Genomic DNA, 23,728 nt, shown 5'->3' on the forward strand with positions numbered 1-23,728 from the left:
TTACATCACTCCATATCATCCGGGTCCTCTGTAAGTTCCCTCCGCTTTGGCATCATCTTCAACGCCTCATCTTCGGTGACCCCGTATTTCTCCATGATATATAGCTCAGGACGGATAATGCCGGACGCAACATCAACTTGCATAGAGGCTAATTCCTCTTTTTTGTCCACGATAATCGAATCGTCCCAGTTAAAGCTGACCTCGTAGTTATCTGTAACCGGAAGATCGTAAATTTGACCGATCTTGACCATCGCATACAGCAATTCTTCCAGCGCCGTCTGTAGCGCTTTTTGTGTATCGCTAATCATTTGCCAAGAGCGCTGCTTAGACGACTTTATTTCCTCCGCAGTCTTATCTACGTTCTGCGGGTCCGACAAAGTGCCATAGGCCAGGCCACAGTCAAATTCCACACGCTTTAAGATGTTATTTAAGCCGTTAAATAAACTTGTGTCCCGAAATGCAGGTGAAAACACCTCAATAGCCTTACCTCTTGCGCTGTCATGGTCAAAGGCCCGATAAAGCCGCTCTTTTCCTTCCGGCAATATCCATTCATTAAATTCGTTTTTGTTGAAACAATCTACGGACGCATGGACCGCCAGTTCGCCGCCTTCAAATTCCCACAAAATCCGCGACCACTGCTTGTCTGCCTCTTGAATGTTTTTGACCGCCCTGGAATATGCGGATACGCCAAGCGGAGAATTTGGGTCAGTCGTATTTGCCAGCGGCACCTTAAAATATCCGAATAAACATTGCTCAATATTGGAAATTTCCAGCTCCGGTTCAAGGTCGGCCCATTCATCCACGGCGCTCAATTCTATCTCTTCGCCAAGTGTCTTTATGTCCGCCGTATCCTTTGTTGTGCTCACATACGCCTTGTTTGTAATGCGGTATGTCTGATCTTCTAGTGTGTGCCGCTCAAGTCTGGTATACGTCTTTTCTCCATCAATTTTTGTTTCTGCAAAAACACAATCCGTAATTTGTTTTCTGCCATTAAAGGCGATGGGGAAAAAACTATCTGCCTTAGATGCCTCGACCGCAATGTGATTGCCGTCTACGTAAGGTTTAAGGATTAACCCCCCGCCAGCACATCCATGCTCGCAATTTTCGCGTATATGGTTCAGCACTTCTTGGTATTCCTCGTTGAGATAGTCGCAGCCAGATACTTCTGATTCCAGCTCCAGGGTTGTTAATCGCGCCACCTCTGACGCAATATCGGCAGCAAGCCCCATGCTCTGTGTATTATCATCAAGCCACGGCGCATTATCTGCAAACATCTTAAGCCACAGGTTTATGCCCTCCGTCATTTCCCGACTGATCGCTATATCAACATCAAGCTCTTTTTCAATTTTTCTAACATCAAACATCCGCATCACCTTTTCCACAAAACCTTTTATTCTCTCGAACATTACTGCCCCCTTCTGCGCCATACCTCTTCCATCGCGTACCGGATCGCATCAATATGATGGTTATCGCGGTCAGGATACCCTGATATGACTTGATCATCTTTATCTCGGTCATACTCGTAATTTAAAAACTCTTCGGCTGTATGTGGCGTCCGTCTATTGTCGATCACGATCTCACTTAATGATTGCAGCCATTTCATCGAGTAATCGACGCTTCCAGGGCCTTTTATCGCATTGCGGGCAAATATACCAAAGTCTTTATAATCGGCCGTGGATTTCTCTTCTGCGCTGTCACAAACCACTTTGTCATTCGGCTTTAGACCATGCTCTTCTTTCAGGATTCTTGCCGTTTCCTCATTCTTTGTACGGCGCTTTTCGTCCTCGTCAATAACGTACAATCTATGTTCTGCCGCGTAATAATAAACCGCATTATAGGCCCACGGGTCAGGATACCAGCCCCAGTCGACACCACGGTAAATGCGATCCATGCGTGCGATCTCTTGGTTGGTAATCTCGCGGATGGTCACATTATCAAATACCATTCCGCCTGTACCGTTTGCGACGCCCATGTATTCGTTTTCGTAGGCGGTCGGATTAACCAATTTCAAAAATTCCGCCTCGTCGATAAACGGTTTCCCAAGCCAAGCCGGGGGAACATCCAGGTAATTGCTTTCCGTAACCAATCGGTTTTCCTTTGGCATTTTGACGTATTTATTCGCCCAGTTACTTGCCGTTTTTGGCGGGTTGAAAGATTTAAAGATATATGCCTTATCCCCGCCACGAATAACAGACTGCTCAATTTTCCTGACCGCTTCCGGCCCGACAAACTGGTCAAGTTCCTCCAGCCAGAGGACTCCAATATATCCAAACGGTACTTTAATTGACTTAAACTTGCCAGGATCATCCGCGCCCCTAAAATAAATTTTCTGACCGGTGCTCTTCCGAGTGATCTCCAGCGGGCTGATTCCGCATTTAAACTCGTCGCTTAACCCTAGCGCCTCTATAGCCCATACCATCTGTTGATATACGGAGGTCCGTAACGTATCCGCCACTTGCCTGCCAACTACGGCATGCAACTCCGGATTTTTCATGATCAGATCTATGACCATTAAACTTACAAATGATGATTTCGTGGATCCTCTGCCGCCCGGAAACACATATTCCAGATACTCATTATTTTCTATAGAAAAAACCACCGGGGCGAACTTCGGAATAATCATGGTGGCCGGTATGCCAGCATATTCTTTTTCTTCTTCCCCCTGTGGCTTTAACTTTTCAATTTCTACTCTTGCCTTACTTACCTTCACTTTCTGCTCGGTAAATTTATCTATTACTATTCCAAGCGTGGTCGCTGTTTGCATCAATCCGGCTTTCTGGATTTTCTTTTCGTCTTGAAGCGCCGCAAGGCATTTGTCTATGATCTTCTCAACGTCGCCTTTCTTTGTGTCCATGTAATCTAAAATGTCGGCGGTGTTCTGTTCTTTTTTCTTCTCAATTTTTTCCGAGGCGTCTTTATTTCCAAGTACAATCTGCCGAACCGTGTAGTCCGATACCTTTCTCTTCCTGGCAACCTGGCTATAATTACCACACTCTATATAATCAGCTAATATCTGTTTCTTCTGCTTATCGGTTAATCTCTTTCCCACATCACCACCTCTCTTTGCTCATATTTTTGATCGACCCGGTGGTGTTGCGCCGGGCCTAATTATCGTCCGTAAAGGGTATTGTCTGGTATACTGCCCGCTCAGGGGCGTTATTTTATATCTCTGCGATCCTCTCGCTTGCAATCTCACAATACTTTTTTTGCAGCTCAAAGCCAATAAAATTACGCCCGGTCTGCTTGCAAGCTACCGCCGTTGTGCCGGAACCCGTGAAACAGTCCAGTACGGTATCGCCCTCTTTCGTAGAATTGAGAATTGCCTTTTCGTGCAATTCTACAGGTTTTTGTGCATTGTGTAATTTATTTTTACTTGTATAGTTAATTGGCCTTATCCTCCACACGTCGCGCTCGGACGCCGAAAATGACCTTTTGCAATCCGGCATCGTAGCATATATGATGAACTCATGTGAATATCTGTAATGGCTCCCCGCTTTGATCCACTCATAGTCCCATACAATCAGGTTTCTAATGTTGAAATACTCTTGGAGGATTGGGTATAAAAATGGATATGTACGCCAATCCGTATTAATATACAGCGCAGCGGTATCACGCAAAACTCCCTTGCATTCGCTAAACAATTCCCTGAAAAATGGTCGGATCAAGTTGTTGTCCTGCCAATCACCCTTCTTTCCGTTGCTCGTCGTCCCGATACAATACGGCGGGTCTGTAATAATCGCATTGATGCTGTTATCATCTATCTTTTTAATACCCTCAAGGCAATCTATGTTGTATATTTTATTCAGTTCTAACATGCTGTGCCTTTCTGCCAAAACAAAAACTCCCCACACCGGAGGAGTCCTTGTCAGTTATTCAAGTTTGGGGAGGATCGAAATGAACTTTTTTCATTCTTTCCATGCTACCATAATATCATAAAATCGTTACCCCAGGGTTCGGATCGGTGCCCCCATGTTCGGATTTTATAAATATTTTTAAATCCAATATAATTTCTCGGCCACTTTACGTAAAAACTTTGTCTTGTATGTCCACCATGTGGTACGCCCGGCGATGATAGGGTATGGAGTTCTATGCACAATGTTGTTCCAGATTCCTTCCCTATACTGCTCCGGAATTTCCAGTTTTGATTGCTCAATCGCCTGAATCTTTTTAAACAGTTCCGCCCGCTTGATCGCCTCCTTAGAGGTAGGGTCACTTGTATTGCCCCCTCTTGGCTGACCATCTGGCGGGCCCGGACTGTCCCAGATCGCATTATCATATTCTAGTTTCATCCTGTCGTAATCTTTAACGAGCCAATATACCTGCCTTGCTAGATTGTCTGGTAGTTCGCAGCTCTTCGGTATGTAGTCCCTCAATCCTTATCCCCTCCTCACCCGTTTATCAACCGTGTCCCGTTTATACCCCGACCATCCGGCATCCTTACCCCTCTCTGCCTTAATCCGCTCTCTACGCTCATTTTGTGCCTGCTCATACTCTGCATAGTACGGGCAGCGGGAGTGGCAGCCTGGGGTTCGCTCGTCGCAGTTGCGGCAGGGGTTAATCATCGCTCTCACCTTTATATCTCCTTAGCGTCCTCACAAAGTTATACGTTGTCATGGCAAGTGGCACGCCGAACATAAGTATGATTGCCAGTATCTGGGGAATCATGAAAATCTCGATGAATATCATGATGCCCAGGACCACAAGCCCAATATATCCAACTTTTCTCAGGAAAAATTCAGCGGTTTTGAGATAAATGTCAAGATATGCAGTCACTAAACTATTGTGTTCGGTTCCGTCAACTCTGCACTTCATTTTGCCACCTCATATGTTTGCTCAAAGATAGCCGGTTTACAGGGATAGAGTTCCCCGGCCACACCCTTGATGATATAATCGCCTGGCTGTGCTATATGACTCCCCTTAAGCGTCTGTATCACCATGTATGGCGTATTGTAATTGTCTGATGTGATTACTACTCTTCCGTCTTTAATCGCTTCTACAATCCATTCTGGGTCCTCAGTTTGATCAATTCCGCCTGTCCATCTAAAGGCTTCTACTTCAACCGGCTTTTTTCTGTATTTCATTTTTCTACCTCCCCACAATCGCTTGCCACAAACTCATATCCGGCACCATCACTGTGTCCATTGCCGCTGCATCCGTCTCCATTTTGGAGATTGTGATAGTGTACAATTCCGCTGCCATCAACCCATATGCTATCATGGCAATCGTCTCCGACTCTATGTATTCGCCCGCTATGCTTGTCTAACACATACAGATCAGTCAGTGCCATCACCGCTCACCTCCCAGCTCCGAATCAGCAACTACAATATTATTCCGAATATCCGCGAGTCGTTGTACTATATTTTGATGGGTATTTATGTACTCATTAGCCTTCCTGAGTGTTATTGGTCTAATCTCCATTCCGTTCACATCCTACTAACTTGACAAACTTGACAAACTCTTTATACGACATTGCCCTATGGTCTATACCATGCTTAGTCCCACTCAATAGGTGCTGTAGTATATATGTCTTGTACCTATATTTCATCTTTAGGTCCATTCTGCTCACCTCCCGCACCCGGCCGGAGGTATGGATGGTTACCAGCTTTAGATTGTCCAGGTTGCTCATGGTCTATCAGCTCCTCTCTACTTGTCCCCCGCATAAATTAATTTGACCCACTCAACCGGAATTTTTCCTCCATGCTCTTCCAATAGACGATTAATTCCCTCTGCTGCTTCTTCCTGTGTCACAAACTCTTCAAAATTAAATGTCACGCTGATCTTTGCTTTTACCGAAGCATCTACCTTCGGAATTGGATTTACATAGGTCATTTTATTCCTCCTCTCCGGCAATCGCCGGTATCCCGCAGTGATGGTTTGGGTCGTTTCGAAAATAGGAACGACCCCTCAATATCGGGGTGTACTCCCCTAACTTTAAATCCCTGTCCCATCGAATGTGTTTCATGCTACCCCCGCATTCGGGGCAAGTAATTATGAAAGGCACCGGTTTATGAAGTTCCGGATATAGCTCGTCTTGAATCGGGTCTTCCAGCCCTTTTTCCAGCCACATTCCTTGCTTATGGCAGCAACGTTCACATCGGTACAGCATCGCACCATGTACCTGTATTTCAGGGATAACTCTACTTTTCATCGGATACCTCCTAATCTTCTCTTAGCAAACATCCACAATATGGGCAACACCTAATACCGAACGCAATATTTTTTTCATTTGCAGTATCAATGTGAAGATAATTTACGAGATACCACCCCTTGTATGATACCTTTTGATTTACGTCCTGAACCATTTCTTGTATAGCTATAAAATCCTCTTTACTGCTTTTTTGATTTTTTAAATACTCACATTTATGTTCATTTATCACTCTCATTCCGCTTCCTCCGATTCTGCTAATTTAGCATGAGTCCACGGGGTTGGGCTACTATTACTTGTCCACGATGTTTGTCCGATATCAAATGTATGCACCAACTCGTTTTCATACTTTGCGAAATGTTTTTTAAACCATCTTTTGCAATCGTTACTTACCAGTACCGGCGTATCCACGGCCACCTTACTCCAATCCGTCTCAGGCTCTTTGTATTCTTCATCGAGCCACATATGCAGTAAAATGTTACACTCTCTGCAATCGACCATTCCACATCTGAGTTCAAATGCAGGAAGTGTGAGGGGTTCTATGATTTTTTTACACATAGTTTTATTTATACATGCTCTAATTATTTCTTCTTCATACTTCTCTCTATTTTTCATTGTTCTCCTCCAATTCTTCCAGCCGTGCTTTTTTACGATGATTTACGCCATCATCAATCTCAAAGCTCTCCGGATGTTCGTTAAAATAGTACCAAGATCGTTCGGGGAACAAGGAAATAAGTTTAATACCTCTTTCGTCAACACCTATTTCGTCGACCCGAAAGCAACGTCTGCTATATTTGTCAGTGTATGTAAAATAATCCCCCAATCGCGCGGGTAACTCCATCAGTCGCCCCTGCTCTGCAAGGTCCTCGTAATATGTTAATTTTTCTAGTTGTTTTTGCCACAACGGGCAATCGCATGTACATCCTCTATCTGGGTCTATCCATTCCGGTTCGCAGGCTGCACAATCAACTTTTCCGTTTTTTAATCGTCTTGTTAATCTTTCCATATCCTTATCCCTCCCTATATGGCTCTGGTAGTGGCATCCAGGCATCAAATCCCGACTTCCAAAATTCCACGTCTATATCATTATCTTTCGCAAATTCACATATCTCTACTTTTGCAATCTCGTCAGTTTTGTTGTCGTAATCGGTGTAAGATATGAGGTAACAGCCGTTTTTATCCGGCAACCTCTCCCATACCGGTATCCAGCCGTGTATCTGCTCCGGCTCCATGCCGGTATCCTCGTATGCAGCAAGCCGGTCTAAAACTTTGCCCTCAAAGGTGCATTCCGGTGCTACGTATGTGCAGCAGCTTCTTTCGCCTTCACACGGGCTCTCAAAGCATTTTGGGTAATATGCGTGTCCGTGTTTATCTCTTGCTGTTAATCTGTTCATAATATCAACCTTTCTTTGCAAATTTTTTACGCATATCAATAAATCCTGTATAGGTATCAATTGCTTTCTTACAAATCTCTATTTTCTCCTCATCTTCGATGTAAGGCAACAGTGTGCTTTCTACCGCACATCCATCTTTGTCCAAAAGTAATTTCCCATATTCCAAATCACCCTTTATTTCCATGTATTTAAATGACATCATGATCCGATTAATTACAATTTTAAATTTCATGACAGACCATAAAATCCCCCATATCAATGCAATAATTATTGCGATTATCCCTACTACTCCAAATAGATCAAAGAGTATGCTTTGTAATTTTTCCATATTATTTCTTCCTCCCTGCCTTTCGGCCTATTTATAAACAACTACCATATTCGGAAAAGGCGCATTTTCTTTACACCCTCCAAATTTCAGCCGGCCTTTTACAAATCTTATCTCCGCTTTGCCGTATATGTAGTTGTGGAACCACCTTGTATCTGTCCTGGCCGGAAGCAACATCACCACGATGGTGTTGTCCTTTTGCGCCTCTTTATAGCCCTTTTCGACCCATCGTCCGATCTGCCTGCCATATGGCGGATTACAAAACACGGTATGACCTTCCCAAGACTGTGCAAGTCCGTCCTGCTGCTCGGTGTAATATCGGTGGCATTTGGCGTTGTTGTCACTGGCCGCAGGATCAAGGTCAAACTTAAATTCCTTGTCAAGCCTGTCATAAAACTCCTGTGGTGTCTCCCAGTCTGTTTTATTACTGCTAAACATTACATCCTTATTCAATCTTTCCTCCTTCCTCCCCGCAGGGCCATGTACTATATCTTGTGGTCTCTGAGTTTTAACGGATGCTCTGCGGGGACTATGTATTCCAACCCGCCTATCTATGGAATTTGACGCTTACCGGCGGGTGTTTGGTCGTTAGCTAATTTTGTACATTACCAACCATCCTAAGCGTTTCCGCAATCTGGCGATCTCTGTAATGCAGCCCCTGTTTCTGCGCCTCTCGCTCTTTGTCGAAAGCTCCACTTGGGCGTATATCCCGCATTGTCCGAATTTCTTTACGACCCGAATCCGCTTTAATTACAGCTTGATCCTTTAACAGATATGACCGATTTCTACATGCCTGAGAGCACATCTTCGCCGGACGGTATCTCGTCGTAAATTCTTTCCCGCAAATGATACAGGTCTTTTTAAAGAGAATCGACATGGTAGCACCCGCAGTTGGAAGATTCAGTATTTCGGAATAATGCTTCAAGCCACCGGATTTATTGATTGAGTCATAACATGTGCTATGCTCCCGTATCTCCCTTGCGCTGGGGAGACGATCCGATAGTCCCAAAAGCTTCATGACCTGCCGTATCTCAGAAATTATTTTTTCTTCGGTCCATTTCTTTTTTGACATTTTTACCTCCTAAACTTTCAATTCTTTCGTAAGCTTTTGCAGTTCTCTTTCCAGTTCCTCGCAAGACGCACAAGTCAGCATTAATTTTTGCTTTCTCCGCTCATACTCCTGCATTTTATCGGCATGTTTCTTGATCATTTCATATTGCCCCCCCTGGAAGGTGAGTTGTTCATAATTATTCATAGATATTTACCTTTTATGCGGTGTAACTGGTACAACTTGGTGCGACTTTGGTTCGCACCGCTTAACCGTTGCAAATACTTGTTTCTATCGATTGGTGCGACATGTGCGACGATTTTAAGCAATCTCTATAGAGCTTCGATATGACTGTAAGTTATTTACAGGGTATATATTTTTCTCTATATAAAGCTTAGTAAAAGTGGTTGTACTGGTCGCACCAGCGCCATTCAATCGCTGTATCCTTGCGTTTCCAATGGATTCAAAGTGCGACTTTGGTTCGCACCGCAAAATTTTTCCATTTTCAAGCTTTGTTGAAATTTCAACGTTTTTCCTCGTCCTCAAAGGTACAACCCATTTGCTCCGTTTTGTCCATTTCCTCAAATCCTTCTACTTGTCCTTCGATCCGCTTGATCACGACGCAGTGACAGGCGACCTTGTTTATCTTTACGGCCTTGGTGTATCCCTTGCCGCTTTTCGTAAGCTCAAGCTTATCATTCCGCTTTAACCAGGATAAAAATGCAGTCGGGTTATACCCGTTTTCCGTGCAAGCCTTATTAAAGACGCTTCGGACAATGGACGCGGATCCATATGCGATCTTTCCCCACGTGTCCGGTATTCGGTCCTGATTTTCGTCAAAGTGCGCGCTGTTTTGCGCCAGCCATTCCATCAGCCACTCATAGGCTTTTAGGTTTACGGACACCTCGTCGTGCGTGGATAAAAACTGCGCCACTTCTTTAATCGCAAGGCCGTGACCGTCTTTAAAAATCCAATCGTCGATCAGAGCATCCGCTGTTAAAATCAGGCTTGCGGCAAGCGCTTGTTTTTCGGTTATTTCCGTCTCCGTCAGCTCTTTATATAGGCTTTTTTGCGTCATTCTTGCTAAATCCATCATGCCCGGCTCCATCAGCTTGTCCACAAACAGCTTGCCCGCATGGCCGTGGTTCTTCCGGATCACGTCGACCAGCCCGGCCGGGTCTTTAAAGAGTTTTGTGTCCTCGCAGCTGATCTCAATAATTCGGTTAATGGCTCCGCCACCGGAGTGACTGCTGCTGATCGGCTGCTCTCCAGTGGTAATGATGCAGTTGTTCCAGATTCCCGTTCTTTGTAATCCCCCTGTTTTCTGACCACGTGACCGTCCAACTCCTTCGGATAATTGATAGATCAGTTGGTCAAAGTCTTTTCTATCCTTCACAATCTGCAATTCGTCCAGGATCAACGGCAACGAGTTGACAAAGCTTGCTGACAGCTCTTGCGCCACCGCGGTACTGTTAAAGGTGTGTATGTATTTACCCATTTCCGGGTTCGCGAAGACCGATGCCGCCAGCATCAGCCCGACCGTTTTACCCGACTCCGTGCCGCCCCACAGATGGACGAAAAATGGAAGGCAGTTGCACGGTCCAACCAGCACCGACGCAAAGGACGCGGCGACCAATATCTTTGCAGGCACATTCCCCTCGGCCCTGATCTGCTTTACTGCTCGGAGCCATTGATCGAAACTTCCCCGTGGCCCGACACTCTCAAAAAAGTGTTTGAAAGCAATGTCTCCATCGAATACAAGATTCTCGACATATGGAGCAAAGCCCTCCTCGCCGATCCAGCCCAGCCGGGACACGGAACTTGACTCCGGGATTTTTTCATAGTTTAGGTTCTCCACGTCGTGCAGGTATTGGACCAGGTACTTGGCATTTTCGCTGGTCACGGCTACCCCATAATCGGACAAAGCGACAATCGACGACGCGCTGGCGATCTGCCTGCGGTCAAAGATCATTTTCCGCCATTGGTAACCTTTTCGGTACGCCAGTTCCAACTTTTCAATTCCAGTGTCAATGTTTACCAGCCTTTTTACCGGCATGATCGGGTGGACACAGGCAATAACCTCTGATCCGTAAGGGCCCTCTCGCCGTATCCCTCCATCGTCCGCCTGCCATTGACCGGTTTCCAGCTCAATTTCCTGCTTGTCAAAATTGCTCACGTTGTAAGCAATCACTTGATTATTGGTCATCCGCACTTTCTGGCAATAGTCTTTAAACATGCCTTTAAATCCATTCACGCCGGTCGCCTTTGCCAGCTGCGCCATCTTTTCAAGCTTACGGTTCAGCTCAAATGGATCGTCGATCAGCTTGTAAAGCTCCTCAAATGGGGCGGTGCTGTCTAAAAAATCTTCTTTAGTGTATATCGTTACGTCATTGCCGTCTCCCACAGCCTCGCCTCCTCTCCGCTGAAATCATCGAGTAGATCATCCAGCTTTTCAACTATTTCCTTTAGCCATTCTTCGCCGTTGCAGAGCCGCCGGAAGAGAACGGAATGGACGTTACAGAGCGTTAAATACTCCTTGTGTCTATCGGCCTTAATCTGCTTATATAATCGCTCTATCCGCCTGTTTTCCGCCATCTGCTGCCGCTCCAGGTAGGTCGGTTTCCGCCCGATCAGCCCCAGGCTAAAATCGCTGTCTAACTTGACTAGAGCCTGCTGAAATGAAAGTCCGTATGACTCCATCACAAAGTCGATGATCCCGCCGTATGCTCCGCAGCCAAAGCACTTGTAATGCTCATTTTTGATGCTCAGGCTTGCGGTCTTTTCTGTGTGGAAGGGGCACTTTGCAAAGCCCCTCCCGTTAAATTTCACTCCATAAAACTCCATCACGTCCCGGAGCTTCAGCGCACCGGTGATCTGTCTGGCTAAATCGGTTCTCATTGTTCTGTCTCCAGCAGCCGGATGATTTCTTTGCCCGTATCCCTCTTATTACAAAACACATATTCCACGTTGTGCTTATATTCCCAGGCTTTCAGGATTTTATATACCTGCTGCCCGATGATCTCCCCGAACTTCGGCTCCCAAAAGATGATATCCTCCAGGCCAGTAATTTGCTTCCCGCCGATGGTATCCTGTTCGATCAAAAAGTACATCTTCGCGCCCATCTCGTCCAGGCGCTCCAGTTCTTTTTTTACTCGTTTATGCCCGCTGGTCGCGTTCTGGGCGATCTCGGCAATGTTCTGCTTCCGGTCGATGATCACCAGCGGCCGCTCCATGTTGATGTAATCGCCGACGTAAAGCTTGCTGACAAAATATTTCACGTCGCGGCGGTCAAATTCTGCCACGATTTTTTTGATCGCCCGGCTTTTTTCTCTGCTGTCTATTTGTATCTGCATAAGCTACCTCCTCTAAAAAGGCAAGTCCTCCTCTTCCACCATTTCCGATCCTTCATAGCCCGGCGGCACATCGTCTTGCTTTGAAGCACCCTCTTTGTCCTTCTTGCTGCCGCAGAAATCAAACTGATTGACCACAAGCGACCACGGATATCTTTTCGTGCCATCCTTGGCTTTGTACGGGTTGCACTGCATTTCCCCGGAGACGACGATTTCTTTCCCTTTTGAAAAATGTTTATCGATCACGTTTGACAAGGCCCCGAAGGTTATGCAGTTAAAGAAATCCGTTTCTTCTCCAATCCTACGGTCTACCGCAACAGTAAATTTGCAGTTGCTCTTTGTTTCGCCTTTCGCGGTCGTATATGTGCCAAACTCCGGATCCCTTGTCAACCGGCCTTTAATCGTTATGTTATTCATCGTAACCCTCCGTGTACGGTACCGGCCCGGTCAGCACCTTGGTTTGTTTGCAGTAGTCGCAGTGTTCGCAGCGGACCGGCTCGACCAGCCCGGCCTTGATATCCGCGTACCGGTCGATCTTTGCTTCGATGATCTTGAGCGCCGTGTCAATTTTGTACTGCGGCACCTCCAGCAGCGCCAGGTCTGGCACTTTTTCTTTCGTCGCACCCGCGATGATGAAAGGCAAATGGTTTCCTTCTGTTGCCTGGTAGATCGCGGCCTGGATGTCGTAACCCCAAGCTTCGATAAATGGAAGTTTCCCTTCTCCATCCACCCAAACCGGCGCGAAATCTTTCATGATTTTCAGATCCACGATGAACATTTCTTCGTGATAACTGTCAATCTTGATTTTCCACGGGTAGCCGAATAGTTCGCCGGTCATGATGACCTGGGGTTGTCCGGACATGTATAGCATGAATTGCTCGTCTCGCTCCAGGCGGCTGATAATTTCCTCGGCCTTCCGGTAATCGGACCGAAGATCGCCGGACCTTGTAAACAGTTCCGGGTGCTGCGCCTTAAAGATATCCAACGTCCCCTCAAAATGCGCGTCCACGTAGGAGCCGATGAGCAGGGAGACCGTTTTCTCCCGCTCATACTCGCCCCTGATTTCCGCCATCGCTGCGGCTTCGCATTTTTCAAACGCTTTGAACTGCGACGCCCCGAAATATTTCATCTGATTTTCTTTGTCAAAATATGTTTCTGCTGTTAACATTTACAGATACCTCACTTCCAATTCTCTGTCATTCGTGGTCCTCGTCGCCACGAACTGCAATCCCTTGTCTTTACACTTTTTATATAGCTTGTCCCTGTTCTCGTCGGACAGTTTTTCCGCCCCGTCGATCAGGATGATCTGTAAATTGTTCGGCTTAGAGAGCGCCACGTCCACGCACAGGTTCAGTTTTTCGCCTTCAGACAGGTTGCTCACCGGCAGCCCATTAATGAGCGGGATCCCGTTTTCCACGGTCAGGCCCTCAACTGGCAGCGTGGCCGTCTCTAAAATCTTGCCGGGCAGTTCCCTGGCAAGCTCGATCTTTCTGGTCAACTCTTCGGATTCCTTCTTTAACGCCTCCACGTCCTGCTCCAGCGTCTTCATGCGCCGGTATTCGTTCAGGTGTTTCTTCATGCGCTCCGCCGTGTCCACCTCGTCTTGTAGCGCTGTGCAGTCTGTCGGCTCCATAGCGATGTACTTGTCCGCCACTTCAATATCTTTGTCCAGCTTCGCTTTTTTCTCGTTATACTGGCTCTCTGCAAGGGCGATCTTGTCTCGTAACTTACCGTCAAGACCATTCAGCTTTTCTTCCGCCGCCTTAATCTCCGCTTTCAACCGCTCGATTGTGCTGGTCAATCCGTCCCGCTCCGATGCGATCGCCTTTTCTTCTGCGGATATCTGAATTTGCTTCTCCGCCTCAAGACCTCGGAGCTTATTGTCATAGCTGTCCTTAAAGACTCTTGCCCGCTCGATCCGGCTGTTCTCTTCCCGGATCCGCTCCAGCTCCCGATAACTGTCTCCCAAGTCATAGTTCTCCCATTTAGCCGCGTCATACTTGGCCGGGATATCGGCGGCGATCTCCGCAATAAAGGCGCGCTTGTTGCGGATGTCCCGGTTAACATCCTGCCGGTCTGTAAAGTATATGCCGTTCTCCGCCTGGATGTCGTTTAAGACCTGCAAAATGTTCTGCTGGTAGTCGACACCCTCCGGTATTTCCCCGAACTGCTCCTTGATCCAGTTCAGGTCCCAGTCAAACTCGATCAGGTCCAGAATGATCCGGTTCTGTTCCTGCTTGCTCATTCCGATAAAGGCGACCGGGTCCAGCTGCAAAGGAGTAAACAGCTGCCGAAGCACGGACTCCGGCCCTGGGACTTCCCTGCCTACCTCCTTTACGGACTTGTAGTCTGCTTTGTCCGTCCTCTTTCTGCGGTCTATGTAAAGGCCCGTGTCCGTCTCGATGATGATCTCGCCCTCGGACTCGCCGCGTTTGATGATGTAATCCCGGTCGGATTGGTTGGTCAGGCCGTAACGGATCGCGTCGATCACGGAGGTTTTCCCGGATCCGTTCGTCCCGGTGATCTCGATGCTTTTTCCATCTAGCTCCGTCTCTGTAATACCGAACAGGTTTTTTATCTTAATCTTCGTCGTTTTCATTTACTGGTTCCTCCGCTTCTTCTGCTTTCTTGGCTTCAAACCGCTTTGTCGCACAGTTCGCACAAAGCTCTACGCCGTACCGTTTCTTTGTCGACGCCGCGATCTGCCGCGGGCTTTTCCCATCTGACGCCTTGATTGCTGCGCCGCAATCGTCGCAGTAAAACTCTTCTTTTGGCGCAAAGTCCCTGACCCTTACAGCAGGCCCCGTTTCTCCGAACGCAGTGACCACCTCCGTATACAACTGGATCCTGACACCGTGCCAATCCTCGACATATGGGCTTCCGGCCACCTTCTCGATCCGCTTTGAGTTGGTTGAGTTCGCGATCATTGGCTTAACGTCTTTTTCGGCAAAATGGACAACCAGCCCCTCATCTTTCTTGCCTCCATTACCTGTGTATTTTTCTTTCTGTGCATAATCTATTGTTACTACTTTTTCTTCACCCTCATCGAAAGCATATGCTCCGATATAGTCCGGGTTCTGAAATTTTTTCCAATGTGTCTTACTCATTTCTTCTCCTCCATTTGACAAACCTCCTGAATTGGTTTATCCTGTACTTGATTAATTCGATTTGCTCCTGCATCTGGCTCTGCAAAGCCTGCGGGAGCGTTTTCTTTTAATTGCAGTCCGCAGATGATGCAGTAGTTATACTCCGGACCGATCTCTGTGTTGCCGCATCTGGGGCAGGCAGTTAGATTATTCATAGATTTCACCTCGCGCACCTCCCTCATAGACAGCTCGGCCCACTTCCATAAAGTTGGCTCCGTTACTATTGCAGGTTGCATTGATCCTTCGCTTCCCGCCTCCGATAAAGTATACGGTGATGATTTCCCTACCTTCATCACTCTGGTAGGTAATGTCTGCCACATTGCTTCTCGGGTCCTCGATTAGCGCAAGCTTGACCTGCTCCAAAAATTCTTTTTTCTTTTCCATCATTTTTCCTCCCTCAACATCGTCCGGCACATCCCACAAACTGGCCTCCCGCGAAAATCCACTAAATTGTCCATGCTCCCGCAGATGACGCAGCCTGGTTCATACTTTTTCAGGATGACCCGGTCGCCTTCCATAAAGGTTTCAACCTCGTCTCCATTTTCAATCTGCAAGGACCTCCGCAGCTCCCTTGGGACCACAACCCTGCCCAGATCATCGATTCTTCTTACGATTCCAGTGTTTTTCATTGTCTTACTCCTCTCAACTTTTCAATAACTTCCTGCGTCTTCCGGCCTTTACGCTTTTCTTTCAAGTAATTGGAATTTATATCCGATTTTCTCGATGTCCTCAAGGCTCAAAATCTTGCCTTCCTCCGGGCGGCCTAATAGCTTAAAGACGATACATTTTTGCCCTACCTGCTGCTGAAAAAACTAGCGGTTAACTGGCACGTCTCTCTTGAGTAGTGTCGTCAAAATCTCTGATGTAGACTGATGTCCAACTGCACTGTCAATCTCCTGTCCTGCAATAATCTGTTTTGCGTCCTCTAAGGTGATGTCCTTTAAGGTATACTCGCCCGCTGTTGTTAAGATTGATGTGTTTAAAATTCCGATTTTCATTGTTTTTCTCCTTTTCTTTATATTCCATACTGATATAACATTCCATTCAGCCATAGCGCCGGGAGCATGGTCGCCATTCCGATTCCCAGCCATCCGGCAATCTCTAGCAATAACCATTTCATGCGCTGCCTCCGTTCTTCATCCTGCTGATTGCATCTACAGCTATGTTCAGCAGGTCTTCCCGGTGCGCTTTCTCCGCAGACTCGATCTCGCCCAGCATTTTGACCATTTCTTTTGCCATTATGCGTGCCAGTATCAGCGATACGGTCAGGCTTACGAGACCGGAAACTAAAATTGTTGCTAACATGGTTTTTCACCTCTCATTTTTAGGCTTGTCCAATTTGTTCAATTTTTTAAATAGCCTTTTCCTCAACACTATTTTTTAATATTTGCCAGGCCACCGCATTTGCATGTTCGGCTATTTTTTTGAGTTCCTCTGGAGATTTGTCTCGGTAAGCGGCATCGTTGATCTTGATAGTCGCACCGTGTTCATTTTTATATTCTTTTATTACTGCCACTTACTCACCTCCTCATATAAGATATGCTTCCGCAGCTTTGTCCAATTCCTATCCGGTTTTCTTTGGATGATCTTTAGACTTGTCCACCTGTTCCAAATCTTGCCTTGCCTTTAAGATTTCGACATTGCTCTTTACGAGCGCCATGCTTTGCTTATCCAGCCCTTTCAAGACTTCAACGGTTTCTTCAATATCTTTCTTTTTTTCGTCTGTCATGCGCCTCACCTCCTTTTTAGTTTCCAATATTTTACTTTTTGCGCCATCCCTCCTATAATGTATGTACAGGCCCCGCCAGGCCGAGTACATAAGAAAGGAGGAGAAAACGAATGATTAAACTTACCAAAGATACTGATCTTATATTTTGTCAGATTTGCGAAGAATTTTTAACCCGCCGCAAACATGGAATTGATAAAGAAAATGCGATAATGTTTGCGAATCCTGCTGTTTTGCAAACTCAATTTTTACAAGGAACTCTTGAATCTGACATTAGATCAGCCATCAAGGAACTACGCAGCAAGAAGCTTCTGAAAGCGTATATTGACAACAGCTTTCAACTGACTGATGATGCAATTATTTATATAGAAAATCGCTTCAAAAACAGATTAAAAGAAGTTGTTGATATCATTGCTAAGCTTCGTCCGTAACCTTTTGGCCTGTGCATCCCGAATAAAACTCATCTTTCGCAATGCGCAGGCTCCACCTTGTACTCCCGTCGTCTTCGTATGTTCGCAGATCGAGCGCCTTGACGCAGCACATTGGATTTCCATTTAATTCGAAAATCCCTTCATTTAGGTCAATGTGAATTGATTCAAGTTTTTTTGTTTCCACCTTCTTCACCTCCTCTCCGTTGTGTTGCTTTGTGTTTATGGGACTATTATACGTCTCATTCGCACTCTTGTCAATAACTTTTTTGTTGACATTCGCACATTCGTATTATATACTTAAGATGCTCGAGGTTAGGAGGTGTAAAATTGAATGATAGAATAAGGGCGCTAAGAAAAGAATTGGGGCTTACACAAGAAAAGTTCGCGGACAGATTGAGCATGAAAAGAAATACGATTGCCAACTATGAGATCGGACGTAACGAGCCAATTGACGCAGTCATATCGCTAATATGCAAAGAATTTAATGTAAATGAAGAGTGGCTCCGAACAGGCACAGGGGAAATGTTTCAGCCGCTCGCAGAGGAGGATGAGACGGCCGCATTTGTCTCCGAATTGCTGTATGATGTAGATAACGAGCTTTATGCGATGATTAAGGAAATCATGCGCACGTACGACCAACTGGACGAAAAATCAAAGGCAGTTATAAAGCAGTTCAGTCGGTCACTTTTGGAGAATATAAAAAAGCAGGGCGGCTAATGCCGCTCCCGCCTTTCTTCGTGACGCTTAAGAATTGTATAAATCTGCCTTAGAAAAACAAGGTCGGATTCGTCGATTTTGTTAATAAATTGAAGAATGAGCTCTATGTATTGTTTACCGTTCATGTGCAACACCTCCCCCGGTCGCTCTTCGGACTTTAGAACGTATATTCATTATAGAACATACGTTCGCGGTTATCAACACAAAAATGCTGGTATAAATTTGCAGGTGTGCGCACACGTTGAGTTTACTATATTTTAGCACAAAAAATAATTAATTGGGGAATTTGGGGTTATTTGCTAAAAATTGGAAGTATAATTTTGAATGGAGGGAGATCATGGGTTTTTTTAAATCGTTATTCGGGAAAAAAGACGACCCTTGGACAAGATGGAATGATCCTAAATTTAAGGAAAGTATTCAAAAGGCCGCCGCAAAAAAAGAAAGGGCAAAAGAACATCTTGCCACACAAGAAAGCAAAAAGAAAAAGTCTGCTGAAAATGCGAATTTCAGCACGTTCCAAAGTGGTTGTGGTCAGAAACCTTCTCCCCCTTCGTCGGAAGCACACACCGATACATATTTCCAAAAGCTTCAGGCTGCCTATTATGCAGAACTTGAGGAGTTGGAGCGCAAATATTCAGTTATATATAACCAAAAAATATATATCGGCCCGAAAGTTCAAGAATTTTTAAATTTATGCTATAGCAATAAGGCGAAGTATGAAGCTCTAATCCCTTACTGGCAAAAGTACAATCTTGGAGTTCCAAAGAACGCCCCAGCCTATAAGCGGATTGCTATGATATACGAGAAACAGGAAGCGTATGGAAATGCTGTGCAAATATGTGCTGAGGCTATCCGTATAGGGGCCATTAATGATGGGACAAAGGGTAAAATGCACGGGAGACTTGCAAGGCTTATAAAAAAGTGTAATCATGATGTTGATCCAGAAATAAAAAAACTTTTAGATTAGTATTTTATGAACAGAATAGGTGTAGTTTGAATGGAGGAAAGTTATGAAAAAAATTTTAGCTATTGTTTTGTCTTGTGTTCTGTGTTTTGCTTTTGCTGCTTGTAAAGATTCACCCGAAGCCACTGAAGATGCAGCAGTAAGCAACAATCTACCAACTGCAAAATTCCATGACGTAGAGTTTCAATTTCCTGGGGAAGGGTTTGTTGAGTCTGATAGCAGTGATGATTCGGCAATTTATACGGACGGTGAGCAAATAATTTCCATCGCCTGGATCAAAGATCAAACAGAAAAAATGGAAATTGATGAGTCAAATATAATGGCTAAACAAGTGCTTGAAAACATGGGCTACCAAGCCGTAGACACGACAGAAATAAAGGATCAAGAATGTACGATGGGCACAAAAGTGGATGGTGATACAATGCGTTATGCGCTGATCTTTCTTTCTGATGGGCGACAATACAACTTGACATATAGCACGAAAGATAGCGATAGCGGCTCTCAAACCGCAGCCCTCATATGGCAAAGCCTGAAATGGTAAAAACAAAAGCCCCCATCTCTGGGAGCCAATGCTGATAGCTTTAAAATAACAGAGGTATAAAATGGCATACTGCATGTATTTGCGAAAATCCAGAGCAGATATGGAAGCCGAGGCACGCGGTGATGGTGAAACGCTGTCTCGACACGAAAATACGCTCTTGGAGCTGGCAGGAAAACTGAATATTAATCTTACGAAAATCTACAAAGAAATCGTGTCTGGCGAAACGATAGCTGCCCGCCCTGTTATGCAGCAGCTGCTTAATGAGGTCCGTAAAGGGCTATGGGAGGGCGTGCTGGTTATGGAGATTGAACGACTGGCCCGCGGGGACACGAAGGACCAAGGTGCCGTTTCTGAGGCGTTTCGGTTTTCTGATACTCAGATTATTACCCCAATCAAAACCTTTAACCCGGCTGACGAGTTTGACGAGGAATACTTGGAATTTAACCTCTTCATGAGCCGCCGCGAATACAAGACGATCAACCGCCGTATCCAGCGTGGCCGGGTGCGATCTATCCGAGAGGGAAAATGGATATCCCCAGAGCCGCCTTATGGATATAACCGAATCCGGATTCAGGGCGATTCCGGATATACGCTTGAGCCACGAGAGGATCAAGCCGAAGCTGTTCGCTTAATGTTTAGGTGGTACACCGAGGAGCACATTGGCGCTGATCGGATTGCACAACGTCTAAATGAGTACGGATTTAAGCCAGCAAGATCAGACAAGTGGTCTCGGCTTACAATCCGTAACATGCTCGCAAATCCGGTTTATACCGGTATGGTAAAATGGGGAGAACGGGCGGAAGTCAAGTCTATTGATGATAATGGAAACATCAAAAAGACACGACCGAACAATCCAAATTTAATTCTTACACAAGGTCTACACACTCCCCTTATAAGCCTGGAGACATTTAATAAGGCAGCCGAGGTACGGAAAAATAATATCATTCCCTCTGCTCCAAGGGACCGAAAACTAAAAAATCCGCTCGCTGGGCTTGTCGTCTGCGGGTGTTGCGGCAAAAAAATGCAAAGACAGGAAGAAAAACGCCGAGGTAGCGTGTGGCTGCACTGTGAGGGTCAGTATTGTGATAATGTGTCCAGCCATTTTGAATATGTCGAAGAGGATATTTTGAGTGGTCTAAAATCGCATCTGGATCTTTTAAAACTGAATCCTGTTAGTGAATCGACAGAAGATGCGGACCGAGAATTACTCGCAGCTATTGATAGACACAAAGAAGAGCTGAAAAAAATAAAAAAACAGATGGGGAATCTTCATGACTTGCTAGAGCAGGGCATTTACTCCGTAGACACCTTTCTGGAGCGCCAAGAATCGCTTTCAGCGCGGAAAAGTGAAATTGAGGAGCAAATATCTAATCTTGATAAAAAGATCGCGGATAAACGACAAAAAGTAGCAAAGGAAGAATTTATACCACAACTAGAACACGTTTTAGATGTTTACTGGAATACAGACGATGCAAAGGAGAAAAATGCGCTCCTCAAAACTGTACTCGAGAAATGCGTTTACATTAAAAAAGAAAAAGGAATAAAGCATATGAGGGATTACGAGTTGGAATTGCACCCTCTTTTAAAAACTTAATTGCATACAAGGTCGTTGTGGTAATGTATAGCCCCATTCATAGGTCATAGTCAAAATAAAATTTGCCGCCTGCCCCATCCCCCGATAATCATGGCCCTGATATAATAGTCCCGGCTGATCCGCTGATGTTTTTGGAGCCAACGCAACCGTAACCAAATATCCAGCCGCATTGAGCCGCTGCCGGGCTTTTCTTACCAGCTCCGTATACTGATCTCTATTTTCCGCAAGAACATATTCAAAGTCAAAATCTACGCCAAACATGCCTTTAGTCCGGATATTATCCAGTATATTATCGATCAATTGGTCCTGTGCCTGGGGATTTTCCAGCAGGGCTTTTGCCAGTTGATTGTTAAAAGCTCCCTGGCTGTCCAAAGGAGTCAGTACCATCAAAGACTGCACGCCCGCCGGTTGTGCGGCGCGAATTATATTTTCATCCATCAGATCGATCAGCTGCCCGTCTGCTGTGAAGCCGTAACTGAACGTAGAAACAAAGGTCAAGTCCGGCAGCCAGGCCTGCAGCGTCTCCGGCCCAATGCTGGGATATGCGTATCCGTTTACCAGGATCGTTTCCCGTTGTTGTTTTTCTACCATAAAAAAACCACCTCCCGTTACAAGTTATGCAAATGAGAGGTGGTTTATCTCTTCTATTTGGCTTTTTTGCTGCTGTAAGAACTGTAGCTGCTGTATACGCGCTTACCCTTAACCGTTTTATAAGCTCTTACTTTATAGTAGTAGCGTTTGCCCTTCTTCAGCTTTTTGTTGGTGTATTTTCTGGTTTTGCTGCTCTTAATGGTTTTAACCGTCTTATATTTTCCGGATTTTTTTGTTGCCCGATAGACTTTATAACCGGATGCTCCCGAAACTTTTTTCCAGCTGACCGTAATTTTGCGTTTTCCGGCCTTGGTGCTGATGCTGGGCGTCTTTGGTTTTGGTTTTTTCGAAACCACCGACGAGAAAGAATAAGTAGTTCCTCCCTTATATGCGCGAACCTTATAGTAATAGGTCTTGCCGGCGGTCAGCTTACTGTTTTTATAGCTGGTCGTTCCGCTTCCTGCAGTCTTAATCTTTTTATACTTCCCATTTTTGCTGGTGGCCCGGTAAATCTGGTAGCCGGAAACTCCGGAAATCTTGTTCCATTTGACTGTCAAGGCATTGTAATTATTGTAAGACACACTAGCCCTTGGAATCCGCTTAACCATTTTGTTCAGATTACTCAGCTCAGTCTTGGCTCCGCTCCGGTACAAATCCTTGGCGCTGAACAGGGAATAGCCGTCACATCCATAGGAGCGGAGGATATTCAGCTGATCTGCCAGGTTGGTGGATTTCTTCTTCCAGCCGGGGTCATCGTTGTATTTAATGCCTGTCCGATACGACGCCAGGCCGATGTACATCGTGGTCCCGTTCTTATTAAGATTTTTCCATTGCTTGATCCGGCTTGTGAACATGTTCGTCTTTCCGCTGGAACCCCATTGGTCGGTCCAGTAAATTTGGGGCATGATATAGTCGATATATCCCGATGAAGAAAGCCATGTGTCTACATCGGCTCCCGCTCCACGGCAATTATCGATATTGCCTTGGGGACTGATACCGAACTGGGCGTTTGCCTTGATGGATTTGACCGTGCTGTAAACGGAGCGCACCATTTTATTCACATTGCTGCGCTGTGTCTTGGCGGAAGGCTCCTTAGTTGTTGTAACTTTGCCTTCAGGATTTTTATAGCCTTTTTTTGCATGGTAAAAATAATCATCAAAATGGATCCCGTCCACTCCATAGGCCATTACCTCTTTTACCGCAGTTTCAATCCTGCCTGTGGATTCATCCAGCGCCGGATCCAGGTAATAATCCATGCTGATGCGGTAGGGATTCATCCAGGCGTGAAGCTCCATTCCCTTTTGGTGGGCAAGGTCCACCATGATCCTGAGGGGATCAAAGGAATAGGTCTGCGCTGCTGTTTTCCCCGACGTACTCTTTGATGTCAGATATTTGGACGCCTTGAAGGTATTGCTCTTCCAAGCCGCGTCATCAAAGGCTCTGACGTGAAAATACACGGTATTGAGGTTGTTGGACTTGGCCTTATCCAGAAAAGCCGAAGCCTTGGAACGGAAGGTGGATTCACTGTTTGTCTTCATGCCCAGTGAACTGAAGTCCACGTAGGCCAGCCAGACCGCTCTCACTTCCTGATTGCTGGCGGCGCTGACTTCCTCAGCTTTATTAAAAGGCAGCCCTCCTAATATCGTGGTAATTCCAAAGATACATACTGTAATGATTGCTATGACTCGTTTTTTCATTTTGTCCTCTTCATGGTATAAGAACTGTAACTGCTGTAAATCCGCTTGCTGTTCTTCAC

40 protein-coding genes and 1 pseudogene are annotated in these 23,728 nt (G+C 45.7%); 5 read left to right on the forward strand and 36 right to left on the reverse strand.

Annotation, left to right across the window (positions count from 1 at the left end; translation table 11 throughout):
• Positions 1–5: 5 nt before the first annotated feature.
• The 32 genes and pseudogenes from NIA71_RS08170 to NIA71_RS08320 form a co-directional block, all read right to left on the reverse strand.
• Positions 6–1,427: a phage portal protein gene (locus NIA71_RS08170; protein ID WP_253020158.1), complete on the reverse strand. Its 1,422-nt coding sequence runs from the start codon at positions 1,425–1,427 to the stop codon at positions 6–8.
• Positions 1,406–3,049 carry a PBSX family phage terminase large subunit gene (locus NIA71_RS08175; protein ID WP_253020159.1) on the reverse strand — a complete coding sequence of 548 codons (1,644 nt, stop codon included), beginning with the start codon at positions 3,047–3,049 and terminating at the stop codon, positions 1,406–1,408. Before NIA71_RS08175 ends, NIA71_RS08170 begins: the two co-directional genes overlap by 22 nt.
• 112 nt (positions 3,050–3,161) lie before the next feature.
• Complete coding sequence (locus NIA71_RS08180) at positions 3,162–3,815, reverse strand: DNA-methyltransferase (protein WP_253020160.1); 654 nt, start codon at positions 3,813–3,815, stop codon at positions 3,162–3,164.
• Between the two features lie 177 nt (positions 3,816–3,992).
• Positions 3,993–4,373 (reverse strand): hypothetical protein, encoded by a 381-nt coding sequence (locus NIA71_RS08185; protein ID WP_253020161.1) that lies wholly within the window; start codon positions 4,371–4,373, stop codon positions 3,993–3,995.
• Between the two features lie 3 nt (positions 4,374–4,376).
• Positions 4,377–4,571: a hypothetical protein gene (locus NIA71_RS08190; RefSeq protein WP_253020162.1), complete on the reverse strand. Its 195-nt coding sequence runs from the start codon at positions 4,569–4,571 to the stop codon at positions 4,377–4,379.
• Complete coding sequence (locus NIA71_RS08195; RefSeq protein WP_253020163.1) at positions 4,555–4,812, reverse strand: hypothetical protein; 258 nt, start codon at positions 4,810–4,812, stop codon at positions 4,555–4,557. Before NIA71_RS08195 ends, NIA71_RS08190 begins: the two co-directional genes overlap by 17 nt.
• On the reverse strand, positions 4,809–5,081 hold the full coding sequence (locus tag NIA71_RS08200; protein ID WP_253020164.1) for a hypothetical protein: 273 nt from the start codon (positions 5,079–5,081) through the stop codon (positions 4,809–4,811). Before NIA71_RS08200 ends, NIA71_RS08195 begins: the two co-directional genes overlap by 4 nt.
• The gene (locus NIA71_RS08205) at positions 5,078–5,287 is read right to left on the reverse strand and encodes a hypothetical protein (protein ID WP_253020165.1); all 210 of its coding nucleotides are present in this window, start codon (positions 5,285–5,287) and stop codon (positions 5,078–5,080) included. Before NIA71_RS08205 ends, NIA71_RS08200 begins: the two co-directional genes overlap by 4 nt.
• Positions 5,288–5,407: 120 nt before the next feature.
• On the reverse strand, positions 5,408–5,626 hold the full coding sequence (locus NIA71_RS08210; protein ID WP_253020166.1) for a hypothetical protein: 219 nt from the start codon (positions 5,624–5,626) through the stop codon (positions 5,408–5,410).
• 17 nt (positions 5,627–5,643) lie between these two features.
• Positions 5,644–5,829 carry a hypothetical protein gene (locus NIA71_RS08215; RefSeq protein WP_253020167.1) on the reverse strand — a complete coding sequence of 62 codons (186 nt, stop codon included), beginning with the start codon at positions 5,827–5,829 and terminating at the stop codon, positions 5,644–5,646.
• Position 5,830: 1 nt separating this feature from the next.
• On the reverse strand, positions 5,831–6,148 hold the full coding sequence (locus NIA71_RS08220; RefSeq protein ID WP_253020168.1) for a hypothetical protein: 318 nt from the start codon (positions 6,146–6,148) through the stop codon (positions 5,831–5,833).
• Positions 6,149–6,379: 231 nt separating this feature from the next.
• Positions 6,380–6,760, reverse strand: a complete 381-nt coding sequence (locus NIA71_RS08225) for a hypothetical protein (RefSeq protein WP_253020169.1) — start codon at positions 6,758–6,760, stop codon at positions 6,380–6,382.
• Complete coding sequence (locus NIA71_RS08230) at positions 6,750–7,151, reverse strand: hypothetical protein (protein WP_253020170.1); 402 nt, start codon at positions 7,149–7,151, stop codon at positions 6,750–6,752. The genes NIA71_RS08225 and NIA71_RS08230 overlap by 11 nt, the downstream gene beginning before the upstream one ends.
• A gap of 4 nt (positions 7,152–7,155) precedes the next feature.
• A complete protein-coding gene (locus tag NIA71_RS08235) occupies positions 7,156–7,539 on the reverse strand; it encodes a DUF551 domain-containing protein (protein ID WP_253020171.1) in 384 nt (127 codons plus the stop codon).
• 4 nt (positions 7,540–7,543) lie between these two features.
• Positions 7,544–7,867 carry a hypothetical protein gene (locus NIA71_RS08240; RefSeq protein ID WP_253020172.1) on the reverse strand — a complete coding sequence of 108 codons (324 nt, stop codon included), beginning with the start codon at positions 7,865–7,867 and terminating at the stop codon, positions 7,544–7,546.
• A gap of 27 nt (positions 7,868–7,894) precedes the next feature.
• The gene (locus tag NIA71_RS08245; protein ID WP_253020173.1) at positions 7,895–8,317 is read right to left on the reverse strand and encodes a phage N-6-adenine-methyltransferase; all 423 of its coding nucleotides are present in this window, start codon (positions 8,315–8,317) and stop codon (positions 7,895–7,897) included.
• 139 nt (positions 8,318–8,456) lie between these two features.
• Entirely contained in the window at positions 8,457–8,936 is a 480-nt protein-coding gene (locus tag NIA71_RS08250; RefSeq protein ID WP_148399160.1) for a hypothetical protein, read from the reverse strand.
• A 9-nt stretch (positions 8,937–8,945) separates the two neighbouring features.
• Positions 8,946–9,074 (reverse strand): hypothetical protein, encoded by a 129-nt coding sequence (locus tag NIA71_RS19920; protein ID WP_290445980.1) that lies wholly within the window; start codon positions 9,072–9,074, stop codon positions 8,946–8,948.
• Between the two features lie 361 nt (positions 9,075–9,435).
• Positions 9,436–11,316, reverse strand: a complete 1,881-nt coding sequence (locus NIA71_RS08255) for a DUF927 domain-containing protein (protein WP_148399159.1) — start codon at positions 11,314–11,316, stop codon at positions 9,436–9,438.
• Positions 11,295–11,810 carry a CHC2 zinc finger domain-containing protein gene (locus NIA71_RS08260; RefSeq protein WP_148399158.1) on the reverse strand — a complete coding sequence of 172 codons (516 nt, stop codon included), beginning with the start codon at positions 11,808–11,810 and terminating at the stop codon, positions 11,295–11,297. The genes NIA71_RS08255 and NIA71_RS08260 overlap by 22 nt, the downstream gene beginning before the upstream one ends.
• The gene (locus tag NIA71_RS08265; protein ID WP_148399157.1) at positions 11,807–12,265 is read right to left on the reverse strand and encodes an ERCC4 domain-containing protein; all 459 of its coding nucleotides are present in this window, start codon (positions 12,263–12,265) and stop codon (positions 11,807–11,809) included. Before NIA71_RS08265 ends, NIA71_RS08260 begins: the two co-directional genes overlap by 4 nt.
• Positions 12,266–12,277: 12 nt before the next feature.
• Positions 12,278–12,679, reverse strand: a complete 402-nt coding sequence (locus NIA71_RS08270) for a single-stranded DNA-binding protein (RefSeq protein WP_148399156.1) — start codon at positions 12,677–12,679, stop codon at positions 12,278–12,280.
• Positions 12,672–13,430, reverse strand: coding sequence for a PD-(D/E)XK nuclease-like domain-containing protein (locus tag NIA71_RS08275; RefSeq protein WP_148399155.1), 759 nt, complete (start codon positions 13,428–13,430; stop codon positions 12,672–12,674). The genes NIA71_RS08270 and NIA71_RS08275 overlap by 8 nt, the downstream gene beginning before the upstream one ends.
• Positions 13,431–14,861: an AAA family ATPase gene (locus NIA71_RS08280; RefSeq protein ID WP_148399154.1), complete on the reverse strand. Its 1,431-nt coding sequence runs from the start codon at positions 14,859–14,861 to the stop codon at positions 13,431–13,433.
• Positions 14,842–15,369, reverse strand: coding sequence for a hypothetical protein (locus NIA71_RS08285; protein ID WP_148399153.1), 528 nt, complete (start codon positions 15,367–15,369; stop codon positions 14,842–14,844). Before NIA71_RS08285 ends, NIA71_RS08280 begins: the two co-directional genes overlap by 20 nt.
• Complete coding sequence (locus tag NIA71_RS08290; protein WP_148399152.1) at positions 15,366–15,563, reverse strand: hypothetical protein; 198 nt, start codon at positions 15,561–15,563, stop codon at positions 15,366–15,368. Before NIA71_RS08290 ends, NIA71_RS08285 begins: the two co-directional genes overlap by 4 nt.
• Positions 15,556–15,795, reverse strand: coding sequence for a hypothetical protein (locus NIA71_RS08295; RefSeq protein ID WP_148399151.1), 240 nt, complete (start codon positions 15,793–15,795; stop codon positions 15,556–15,558). The genes NIA71_RS08290 and NIA71_RS08295 overlap by 8 nt, the downstream gene beginning before the upstream one ends.
• Positions 15,792–16,037: an AbrB/MazE/SpoVT family DNA-binding domain-containing protein gene (locus NIA71_RS08300; RefSeq protein WP_148399150.1), complete on the reverse strand. Its 246-nt coding sequence runs from the start codon at positions 16,035–16,037 to the stop codon at positions 15,792–15,794. The genes NIA71_RS08295 and NIA71_RS08300 overlap by 4 nt, the downstream gene beginning before the upstream one ends.
• A 48-nt stretch (positions 16,038–16,085) precedes the next feature.
• Positions 16,086–16,460: pseudogene (locus tag NIA71_RS08305) on the reverse strand (STIV orfB116 family protein).
• A gap of 64 nt (positions 16,461–16,524) precedes the next feature.
• Positions 16,525–16,713 (reverse strand): hypothetical protein, encoded by a 189-nt coding sequence (locus NIA71_RS08310; RefSeq protein ID WP_253020174.1) that lies wholly within the window; start codon positions 16,711–16,713, stop codon positions 16,525–16,527.
• Between the two features lie 46 nt (positions 16,714–16,759).
• Positions 16,760–16,924, reverse strand: coding sequence for a hypothetical protein (locus NIA71_RS08315; protein ID WP_253020175.1), 165 nt, complete (start codon positions 16,922–16,924; stop codon positions 16,760–16,762).
• 48 nt (positions 16,925–16,972) lie between these two features.
• On the reverse strand, positions 16,973–17,137 hold the full coding sequence (locus NIA71_RS08320; protein WP_253020176.1) for a hypothetical protein: 165 nt from the start codon (positions 17,135–17,137) through the stop codon (positions 16,973–16,975).
• Between the two features lie 110 nt (positions 17,138–17,247).
• Between NIA71_RS08320 and NIA71_RS08325 the strand changes: the two genes are divergently transcribed.
• The gene (locus tag NIA71_RS08325) at positions 17,248–17,565 is read left to right on the forward strand and encodes a hypothetical protein (protein WP_253020177.1); all 318 of its coding nucleotides are present in this window, start codon (positions 17,248–17,250) and stop codon (positions 17,563–17,565) included.
• On the opposite strand, the gene NIA71_RS08330 is transcribed toward NIA71_RS08325, so the two are convergent.
• On the reverse strand, positions 17,549–17,749 hold the full coding sequence (locus NIA71_RS08330) for a hypothetical protein (protein ID WP_253020178.1): 201 nt from the start codon (positions 17,747–17,749) through the stop codon (positions 17,549–17,551). The genes NIA71_RS08325 and NIA71_RS08330 overlap by 17 nt on opposite strands.
• Before the next feature lie 143 nt (positions 17,750–17,892).
• On the opposite strand from NIA71_RS08330, the gene NIA71_RS08335 reads away from it, so the two are divergent.
• Entirely contained in the window at positions 17,893–18,282 is a 390-nt protein-coding gene (locus tag NIA71_RS08335; protein ID WP_253020179.1) for a helix-turn-helix domain-containing protein, read from the forward strand.
• On the opposite strand, the gene NIA71_RS19925 is transcribed toward NIA71_RS08335, so the two are convergent.
• Positions 18,279–18,407 carry a hypothetical protein gene (locus NIA71_RS19925; RefSeq protein WP_290445982.1) on the reverse strand — a complete coding sequence of 43 codons (129 nt, stop codon included), beginning with the start codon at positions 18,405–18,407 and terminating at the stop codon, positions 18,279–18,281. The two genes, NIA71_RS08335 and NIA71_RS19925, sit on opposite strands and share 4 nt — an antisense overlap.
• Before the next feature lie 212 nt (positions 18,408–18,619).
• Between NIA71_RS19925 and NIA71_RS08340 the strand changes: the two genes are divergently transcribed.
• From NIA71_RS08340 to NIA71_RS08350, 3 genes are all read left to right on the forward strand, one after another.
• Positions 18,620–19,249: a hypothetical protein gene (locus NIA71_RS08340; RefSeq protein ID WP_253020180.1), complete on the forward strand. Its 630-nt coding sequence runs from the start codon at positions 18,620–18,622 to the stop codon at positions 19,247–19,249.
• Positions 19,250–19,292: 43 nt separating this feature from the next.
• Positions 19,293–19,787, forward strand: coding sequence for a hypothetical protein (locus tag NIA71_RS08345; protein ID WP_253020181.1), 495 nt, complete (start codon positions 19,293–19,295; stop codon positions 19,785–19,787).
• Between the two features lie 61 nt (positions 19,788–19,848).
• On the forward strand, positions 19,849–21,381 hold the full coding sequence (locus NIA71_RS08350; RefSeq protein WP_253020182.1) for a recombinase family protein: 1,533 nt from the start codon (positions 19,849–19,851) through the stop codon (positions 21,379–21,381).
• Here NIA71_RS08350 and NIA71_RS08355 read toward each other — a convergent pair.
• Both NIA71_RS08355 and NIA71_RS08360 read right to left on the reverse strand, forming a co-directional pair.
• Positions 21,370–21,972, reverse strand: coding sequence for a glycosyl hydrolase family 18 protein (locus tag NIA71_RS08355; RefSeq protein ID WP_253020183.1), 603 nt, complete (start codon positions 21,970–21,972; stop codon positions 21,370–21,372). The genes NIA71_RS08350 and NIA71_RS08355 overlap by 12 nt on opposite strands.
• 53 nt (positions 21,973–22,025) lie before the next feature.
• Positions 22,026–23,669: a family 10 glycosylhydrolase gene (locus NIA71_RS08360; RefSeq protein WP_253020184.1), complete on the reverse strand. Its 1,644-nt coding sequence runs from the start codon at positions 23,667–23,669 to the stop codon at positions 22,026–22,028.
• Between the last annotated feature and the right edge of the window lie 59 nt (positions 23,670–23,728).

Origin of the sequence: Ihubacter massiliensis, assembly GCF_024125305.1 — a bacterium.
GTDB lineage: Bacteria > Bacillota > Clostridia > Peptostreptococcales > Anaerovoracaceae > Hominibacterium > Hominibacterium faecale.